The organism is Paracoccus sp. SSK6 (genome assembly GCF_039770665.1).
Taxonomy (GTDB): domain Bacteria; phylum Pseudomonadota; class Alphaproteobacteria; order Rhodobacterales; family Rhodobacteraceae; genus Paracoccus.
Genome location: NZ_JBDPNJ010000006.1, coordinates 141,397 through 150,103, shown reverse-complemented (window position 1 = coordinate 150,103; position 8,707 = coordinate 141,397). Strand labels below are relative to the sequence as shown.

Genomic DNA, 8,707 nt, shown 5'->3' with positions numbered 1-8,707 from the left:
GTCCACCGGTCGCCCGGCGTCGATAATCTGTCCCTGCATTGGTTATATTCCAAGCCGTTTTTATCCCATAGAAGATGGGTAAAAACGGCGTGAGAACAAAACTTTAGTGGAACTTTTTAGCGCCACTCAAACAGCTTTAAAATGGGATAGCGGAACAGTCCGCCCTCCTCTTCCTTCGGCGCCGTGGGATCCTTGATCCGCGGGTCTTCCGGCTCCTCGGGCGGGGTGGTTCCGCCGCCGGGTGGAGGGGTCGTCGTGCCTCCGTTGCCCTCCACGGCTTGCGGCTCTGGAGCAGGCGGCGTAGTCGTGCCGCCGCCGTCTTCCGGCGGTGTCGTGGTCCCGCCGTCATCGGGTGGCGTAGTCGTCCCACCGTCGCCCTCTTCCTCCTCCTCGTCTTTCTTTTCACTGAACGGGTCGGAGTTCTTGGGCAGTTTGACAGCAAACCCACCGCCAAATTTCCACGTCGTCTGGGGATCATCGGTCCAACAGAAATCGCCCAGTTTCTCGCTGTATCCGAACAGCATCCCGCGCTCCGTGACCAGGGTGCGGCGTTTGTCGATGGTCGCGTTGATGGGCTGGGGTTTTTGCGCAACGAAGGCAAGCGCCTGGGCTGTGTTGTCAGGCGTCATTGCTTCGATGGCGCCCTGGTCTTGAGTCAGCAACACCTGCTTGCGGCGGGCGTCCCAGTTCGCCGTCACAGACTGCTCGTATTTCTTGCCCGACGTCAGCTCGTATTCGGCGTCGAGGTGCAAGACGTTGCCATCGGCGGTGGTCACGAACGGACCGCCCAGCATGCCCGGGTCTTTGGGTGGCTCTTCTCCTTCCGGCGGGGTTTCTCCCTCCGGCAGGGTTTCTACCTCCTCTGGCTCTTCCACCACCTTCTTGACGAACCGCATGTTGACCAAGCAGGCGCCATTCACCTCGCCCGTGGCCTCGCCCGGCAGCGTCCTCTCTAGCCATCCCCCAGCGTGCCATAGGGCGACTTCTTGGCCATCGGTGATCATGCGGTAGAACTCGGATCCCTTCTCGCCGGCTTCTGCAAGTTTGGGCTCAAACGGCAAGCCCTTGGCGCCGCGCCACTCGTTCTGCCGATATGTCCAATGGGTCACGTCATCGTAGAGATCGACGCCGCGCGCGCCATTGCCTTCGGAGTCGACATTCGAGGTGGCGATGGCCACGATCGGTTTCGCGTTCTGTCCAGCGTAGATCCGGACGTTGTCATAATAGACCGTGCCCGTGCCTTTTCCCTCGATAGCCAGGAAGAAGCCTGAGTCTCCAAGCTGGTCCATCAAGAAGTCGAAGGAGATTTTTTGCCAGTTTTTCGCCGGATCTTTTCCGGTTTGCGCACCGGTCGCGACGGCGGACCCGATGGCGTTGACGGTGCCGAAGTTGCCGGAGGGTTTCCAGCTCGTATCGCCGAACGTGATGTTCCCGGAGGACGTCCAAAACTCGGCGTTTTTCCGAACACAGATATCCACAAAGCAGAGCCGGGTGTTGTAGTCTGTGCCGACCGGCCCCGACGCGCCCGAGAATTCGATGTAGTCTCCGACGATTTCGGCCCTGGTGACCCCGGCCTCCAGATTGTAGTCCAGCACGTCGGCCCGCCGGAACCTTATGATCTGGCCTTCATCCAGGTCGTGAAATTTAAACGCGAAGGCCTCTGCAAGATTTCCCCACGAAATCCGCATGTGTGCGCCCGCGGAGAAAACCTGCGTCTGTGCGGTGCCAGAGCCCGTCATCGTCCCTGCGATAGGGGTGATATAAACTTGGGTGTGGTAGCCGCTGCCGCCTGCGAGATAGACCACACTGTCTTCGTAGCGCCCGTTGTTAAGACCTCCAAAAGACCAGCCCAGGATGTTCCCGCTCGAACGGATGTAGGCATAAGGCTTCCCAAGCGAGATGGCAGCAATCGCGCCTGGGTCCAGGTAGATGTCAGCCTCGACCCTTGCGGTGGTCGAACCAATGGCCGCAATTTGTGCACGCACGACCTCCGGCACAAAGATAGGCTGCTCAATCCTGAACTCTTTTCCGGGGGCCGCGCTGGCAAGATAGCGCTTCGAGCCAGACAGTTGGGGCGGGTCGGTCAGGTCCAGGGACAGCGGCAAGGTGCCTGTTTTCAGGACCCAAGGCTCCAGGCTCTCGTTTTCGAAGTCGCCATTGACGACCGAGATCTGCACTTCTTGGGCTTCGTCGTCTCCAATCTTCCGCTCGACAAAATTGTCGTAAGGCATCCGTGCATGCATGACAGTGCCGTCCGCACACAGCAGAAAAACGCCGTCCATTTGCGTGCCGGCGATATCGACCAGACGGCTGCCCAAGGCGGGGTCTTCTACGACCTCGCCGTTTTCGTCGATCTCTGGCGGCTGGCCTTCGGGATCTTCGGTCAGGCCACGGATTTGGCGATACATCCAGGTCGCCCCGCCGTCTCCCGAAATGGATAGGCCGGCGCGGTGGAGGGCAATGAGGGGCGGGCTTCCCGGCCGCGGGGGTGGTGGCGTCGGAATGAGCGGGTTGCCGTTCTCGTCGGTGTAGGAGCCTTCTCCGTCATCGGGCGGCTGGGGCTTGTCTTCACGGTCGCCCTTGTCCTCTTCTTCCTCGTCTTCGTCTTCTGGATCGTCCTCACCGTCGATGGGGTTTGTGGGGTCGGCGGCGTTGGGCTGGGCCAGCGCGATGGGGGAAATGATAGCCCTGCCAATGCGTTCGTCATAGGTCAGCAGAAACAGGTCGGCGGTGCCGGCTTCCCGCTGCTCCTCGGTGTAGTGTTTGAACAGCTTTTCCAGGGCGTATTGTGGCGCGCCAGGCTCGCCCGCGACGGGCGACTCCTCCGCAGGCGGTTCTGTTGATTGCTGCGTAGGCTCCTCGGCGGGTGGGTCGGTGGGCTCCGTGGGCGCGCTGACAGTCACCAGTTTGTAGCCGTCAAAGCCGTATTGGATGCCGTCAGCCAAGGACAGCGTCGCGGGGCCGGAATAGTAGATATAGAGGGTGGTCGAGAACACGCGGTAGCGGTGCCGCTCGGCGCCCTCCGGCAGGCCCTCCTTCGGGATCCACTGCTCCTCTGGCAGCGCTTGGGGCTTCTTTACGTTGATGGTGCAGTTGCCCGAGGCGGCCACGGCCATGTGGCCGAACTCACCAACGGGCACGTTGATAGCCGACTGGATCACCTTCTCGAAGGTCATCGTGTGGAAGTTGCTTGGGATTTCCAGATCCTTTGCGATGACCTGCTCCCAATCCTTGTGCTTTTCCTTAATGACCTCGAGCTCTCCACCGCCCACGGTAAGCGTGCCCCCTTTGCGTTCGGAGGTCGGCTCCACCTTGGCGCCGTCGATGGGCTTCGTGGCGGCGTTGGCAATCTTGCGTTCGTAGCGGATCATTTCAGTTGCACCTGCTTGGGGAGGCCAAATTCGCCGGTCACCTCGACGGTGGCTTCCTGTTCAAATTCTTCGTTGGCGACCGGGATGGTCTTGATGTCGAACTGGGTGATCGGGATGTTCGCGCCGGCGTTGAAGGCTTTGAGCTGGTCGTCCAGGGCGTTCTTCATGGCAAACTCAACCCGGCCGTAGGCGCTGGGTGTGTCGCCTTCGACGGCGCCGAAGCTGGGTTTCGACGTGCCTCCACCGCCAGGCACGGCGGCGATGGTGCCGGACAGCGTGCGGCGGCCTCGGTCCCAGAGCAGCTCGTATTCGACCAAGCGGCCGGTGATGAAGCCGCCAGGCAACGTGGGGGTGTTGATGGTGGCGCGGGTGTCGTGAGTCACAAGCCAGGGGTTAGGCATCGCACTGGTGAAACGAGCAGTGACACAGCGCGAGGCGATCGCGGCCCGGGCTGACATGCGCGCCAATGCTGACCCTATGAGGATTTTGCCACGGTCCGACTTGAAGAACGACGACATGCGGCGGCTGGCGAGGTAGTTCGTTTCGCCGACCTCGAACCAGTAAGACGATTCCCGGCGCAGTTTAGATGTGTGGTCTTCGCGGCACCGGAACACGCTTCCCTCTTCGACGATGAGGTCGCCCTCTTTGTAGTCGTGTCGCTGTTTGAACGGCTTCGCGCCCGACTTCTGGGTCAGGTCGCGGACCGCAATCTCCTCTTCCTCGACCTCATCGCCAGCGGCCTCTTCTTGGAGGTCCGTGTTCATCACCAGCTCGATGGTCTCTGTGCGGGCCACCTCGTAGTCATACCGCAGCTGCAGCGCGAGGCGGAGTTTATGCATGTGGGGACTGGCCACCCACAGCTTCTCTACCGCCGCCCAAGCAGGATCCAAGCTCTTCGGTTTCTCTTCGATGCGTGGGAAATAGGTGTAGCCCATCGGGTCCTTGACGACCTCGGCAACCGAATGCTGGACCTTGAAGCCGGTCCCGATTTCCGTCTCCTTTTGCGGCCACTTTTCCAGGAAAGCTTCCGAGGACAGGGTTTCGGTGCCGTCGATATTCTCGGCCATGAAGGTCTGGGTGCCAATCTGCTTCCACTTCGCCGTCAGCTTCACTTTGTAGGTCTTGGCGACGGCGGCATCTTGGGAGAACTCCAGGCTGTCCTTGAGCGGGATGACGGTAAGGTGGGTCTTTCCGCCCAGCGCGTCACAGGCCTCTGGCTTGCCTTGGATGCGGCTATGACCGATGACCTGGGGCCGAAACGCAAGGGCCTCAGCGATGTCGTCTTCGCTGTCCGATGGCACGATAAGAGCGTCGTAGGGCGCCATTTTGAGGCTCTCGCCCAGCTCGTAGAGCCAGGTGTCGATCTGCCCGCCGTGGGTGCGTGCGATGGCCTCAACCGTGATCGTCGGCGACAGGACCCCACGCGGCGACGGCTGGATGATGCCGTCGAAGATCAGGCGTCCGCGGTCAGAAACAAGGATCCGTTTCTTCGCCAGGCTCGCCATTCCGCCCGCCGGCTGCAGCATGTCCATCCGCAGATAGGCCATTTCACCTTCGCGCTGGGAGATAGACATACGGAACGGCGCCAGGTCCTTCCGCTCGTGCGTTGCACGGTCGAACTCGGCAGTGTTTGAGACAAGCGCAATGAAGGGGGCAGCCATCGGGCACCTCTTTGGGTCGAATGGGAGTTAGAGAAAAAAGGCGCCGCGCCCAAACTTTAAGGGGCGACTTCGGGGGTTTCTTCGGGTTCCGGCTCGAGCGCAGGAGGCGCCACAAAGACGTCAGCCACAGGGTCGTAGGTGTCACCAATGCCGGCAAATTTTGCGCGGATGTTGCCGTTGTAGGACGTCTGGATCCACCGCCCGCCGAGGCCAAGATCCACGGCAAGGAAAGCCTCGCCACGGTGCTCTTGGTCGTCGCTTACGACCAAAACGCGCATCACGATGTTGTCGTCGGAGAGTTCTGCGAAGTGTGCCATTGAATCAAACCTTGTAGCGGACGATGACGATGCCCGATCCACCCGATCCGGCATTCGCTGTGGAGGTTATTGGGCCACGCCCGCCACCGCCGCCGCCGGTATTTTGGGCGCCTGGAGCTGGGAACGACGTTCCACGGCCGCCAAAGCCACCGCCGCCCTGGCCGCCAGGTCGCACCGGGTAGGTGGTGCCACAGCCGCCGCCGCCGCCGCCTGAATACCAGGCAGCCGTGCCGAGCATGTCGGACAGGTAGCCGTCGCCACCGCTGATGATTTGCCCCCTCTGCGAAAACCCACCGCCGCCGCCCCCGCGGCGATCGGCGATGTTGGTGTTGATTGTCCCTGAGGAGCCGCTTTGCCCACACCACTCGCTGCCGGGGATCGAGGCCAGGCCGCTGCCGCCGTATCCGATTTCGTTTTGATCGACTTTCGTAGCCCCAATCGCGCCGCCGCCGCAGCCGCCACTGAAACCGTCCCGGTTGGCAAACAGGCTGGACCCAGCACCGCCGCCGAGGGCGGTCAGGCCAAATGCCGAAGAGTTGCTGCCGTTTGCGCCGGCCCCGTGCGCCCCGCTACCGCCCGCACCAACCTCGATGGGGTGGCTTCCAGCCGCAACTTTGAGCGTCTTGCGGACAATACCACCGCCCCCTCCACCTCCGCCGGGCACGTTGCTGTTGTTGGATCCGCCGCCGCCTCCCCCTGCGACTATAAGGGCCTCGAACAGACCGGTCAGGGTGGAGTTGAACAGATTGGCACCGAGGAACGTATGCGAGCGCCACTTCACCCCGTCATAGTCAGTGTAGTCCAGTATCTCGCCGCCGGTGCCTCGCCCCCAAGTCTCGGCAGCGGATGCTTCCGCCGCCGCAACATGCACAGCATACGTCTGCACGGCATACGCATTCAGCGCGGTCGCGCGCACGGCGAAAGCGTGCAGCCCCGGCGTCGTCAGCGTGCCCGAGATAACCCCGCCCGTGCGCGAGACGCCCGGCGGGAGCGCAGACCCAGACTCCAGGGTATAGGCCACAGTCAGCCCGCCCTCGGACACCGACGTAAGCTCGGTCAAATCGAGGGAGAAAGAAGCTCCCTGGTCAAACGAAGCCGGGAACAACTGCGGCGACAGTCGCACCGTCAGCGCATCACTTTCAGCATCACCCCCGTCGAACCCGTCGACATCGCGCAGCGTCAAACCCCAGCCAGCCTGTCCGCGGCCGAACTCGCTATCGAACGACCGCTCGACAACCATGCACTTCATAACCGGGCGGAAGCGGATCACATCCGCGCCCGGGATTGATACCGAACGACCGCCGCCCGCCACCCGGCCGACCTCGGTGTCTTCGGCATCGACGCCATAGACGGAGCCCGGCACGGCGTCATAGGGCAGTTCGACATTCGACCCCGGCACGGCCATCTCCGTCGGGCTATGCAGCGTCACCACGTCGCCTTTCCACAGCCCCACTAGCGGGGCCACGGTGATATCGGTGCAAGACAGGCTCACCATATGCCGGCGGAAAGCCGAGCTGCCCGTATAGACAGCGCCGCCGTAGATGGTGCTTTCGACCTCGCCGTCCCCATCGACCAATGCGGTGTCGCACTTGATGAACCGCCGCGCCCCTTTCGGGAACACGATCTCCTGGCCGTTCTTGAACAGGCGGAAGGGGAACTTGGCGGCGCTCATTTGAAGGTCCTCGGGGTGCCGACCTTGCTAAGGTTTCCAGCAATGGTCTGGTCTTTCACGATCGCCGCCGCGACATCTGGGTTTGCGACGGTCTGGTAAGTCCCCGTGTCCAGGTTGAGGTTGATGGGCGTCCCGGTGGGCCCGGTTTGCGCATTCGCCATGGCCGCATTGACCGCCGCGCTGGGGGCCTCGGGCGCGCTCCCGGAGTCGCCCACGATCCACTTCGGCAGCACCGACTTGATCTTGCCCCAGAACGCCACGATTCCGGCGCCGAGCGTGACGAACAGCGCAATGATGGCGAGGATCGGCGACGAAATCGCGGCGGCCGCGATAGCAAACACGGCGAAAATAGCTGCCAGTGGCACCAGGATGAGCGTCATGAGGCTAAACCCCTTGATGATCTCCAGCAGCCAGGGGGCGCTCTCTTTCAGGTATTCGATGATGCCGGTCAGGCGCTGCATAAACTCATCGAATGCTTCCAGGATTCCCGCGTCAGCCAAGGCCAGCGACAGGCTCTGGGCGGTCAGCCCCATCGTCGCCAGCTGCTCGTTCAGTGTCTGGAACTTGGCCAGGTCTTCGGGGCTCAAGAAGGCGCCGGTTTTCTCGCCCATATCGCCCAAGCGCTTGAGCTCGGCGCCGTCGTTGTCGAACAGGTTGGCCTTGATGGTGGAGTTGTTTGCCAAGGCCTCGAACGCGAAGGTCCTCATTTCTATGCTTGCGCCGACACGATCCAGGATTGCGTCGATTTTCTCGAAGGTCTCGAGGCTGTCTTTGCCCTTGAACTCCCTAGCAACAGCCGTGGCCCAAGCCTTCTTTGCGTCCTCCTCGGCCTTCGTGACCAGTTCTTCTTTCGTAATGCCCTGACTCTTGGCCACCCTTTTGAGCTGCCGGTCCGTAAGGCCATCTGTGCTAGCCTTGAAGTTTTCTTTGGAGATGCCGATGAGCGGACCCAGCATTTCCGCCAGGTCCAGGAGTTCGCCTCCCCCGGACTCCTCGAGCTCGCCAATTTTGTCGTTGACGTCCTTGAGCGTGTCGCCGAGGTCGCTGATGTCGGTGCCGTATTTTGCCTGCGTCGCAAATGCGAACCGCTGCAAACGCATCAGGTCGGATGCGTTCTTCGGGTCGAGACCGGCGGCCTCCGTAGCGGTCTCCAGTTCCCGAGCCCGATCGGCCTGGGTCTTGATGCCGCCGGCCAGCGCCCCGACACTCAAAGCCCCGGCACCCGCCGCAGCAGCGCCGCCTGCCAATGCCATACCCTTGCCACCAATGCCGCCCATCACACGGCGGGCGTGCTCGCCCATGCGGTCAAAAGTGCCCCGGGTGTTGCGACCGATGGTGTCGTTGATGCGGGAGATGCGTTGCTCCATCGCCTCGTGGGCGCGGGCAATCTCCTCGGGCGTGGCAACGCCAGACTGCCGCACCTGCTCAAACTGCTCCCGAAGGCGAGCAATCTGGCGGTCAGCTACCTGCTCGGACATAACGCCCAGGGAGCGCATCGCATTCCGGCCACGGGTTGCCGCGTCGGCGGCAGTCTGGCCAGACTGATCTACCTCTTCGTTGGCGTTCCGTGCAGCGCGCCGGATGCCCAGGATGGACTCGGCATACTCGCGCGCGCCCCGGATGGCGCCCGAGACATCAGACAAGAACGCTACGACTAGGGGGTTATTCGCCATCGGTGGGTTCCTC

Annotated in this window: 5 protein-coding genes; all 5 read right to left on the bottom strand. The window is 62.3% G+C overall.

Going from position 1 to position 8,707, the window contains the following annotated elements:
* Positions 1-116: 116 nt before the first annotated feature.
* Genes AAIL68_RS06785 through AAIL68_RS06765 form a run of 5 tightly spaced genes read right to left on the bottom strand, consistent with a single transcriptional unit; the run spans position 117 to position 8,694 of the window.
* Positions 117-3,371: a hypothetical protein gene (locus tag AAIL68_RS06785; protein ID WP_347138897.1), complete on the bottom strand. Its 3,255-nt coding sequence runs from the start codon at positions 3,369-3,371 to the stop codon at positions 117-119.
* Entirely contained in the window at positions 3,368-5,032 is a 1,665-nt protein-coding gene (locus tag AAIL68_RS06780) for a hypothetical protein (RefSeq protein ID WP_347138896.1), read from the bottom strand. Before AAIL68_RS06780 ends, AAIL68_RS06785 begins: the two co-directional genes overlap by 4 nt.
* Positions 5,033-5,088: 56 nt before the next feature.
* Positions 5,089-5,349: a hypothetical protein gene (locus AAIL68_RS06775; RefSeq protein ID WP_347138895.1), complete on the bottom strand. Its 261-nt coding sequence runs from the start codon at positions 5,347-5,349 to the stop codon at positions 5,089-5,091.
* Positions 5,350-5,353: 4 nt separating this feature from the next.
* A complete protein-coding gene (locus AAIL68_RS06770; protein ID WP_347138894.1) occupies positions 5,354-7,021 on the bottom strand; it encodes a glycine-rich domain-containing protein in 1,668 nt (555 codons plus the stop codon).
* The gene (locus AAIL68_RS06765; RefSeq protein ID WP_347138893.1) at positions 7,018-8,694 is read right to left on the bottom strand and encodes a hypothetical protein; all 1,677 of its coding nucleotides are present in this window, start codon (positions 8,692-8,694) and stop codon (positions 7,018-7,020) included. The genes AAIL68_RS06770 and AAIL68_RS06765 overlap by 4 nt, the downstream gene beginning before the upstream one ends.
* Between the last annotated feature and the right edge of the window lie 13 nt (positions 8,695-8,707).

Excerpts from the sequence above, each read along its gene's own strand:
- AAIL68_RS06785 (WP_347138897.1), bottom strand. The coding sequence starts at position 3,371 with ATGATCCGCTACGAACGCAAGATTGCCAACGCCGCCACGAAGCCCATC.
- AAIL68_RS06780 (WP_347138896.1), bottom strand. The coding sequence starts at position 5,032 with ATGGCTGCCCCCTTCATTGCGCTTGTCTCAAACACTGCCGAGTTCGAC.
- AAIL68_RS06775 (WP_347138895.1), bottom strand. The coding sequence starts at position 5,349 with ATGGCACACTTCGCAGAACTCTCCGACGACAACATCGTGATGCGCGTT.
- AAIL68_RS06770 (WP_347138894.1), bottom strand. The coding sequence starts at position 7,021 with ATGAGCGCCGCCAAGTTCCCCTTCCGCCTGTTCAAGAACGGCCAGGAG.
- AAIL68_RS06765 (WP_347138893.1), bottom strand. The coding sequence starts at position 8,694 with ATGGCGAATAACCCCCTAGTCGTAGCGTTCTTGTCTGATGTCTCGGGC.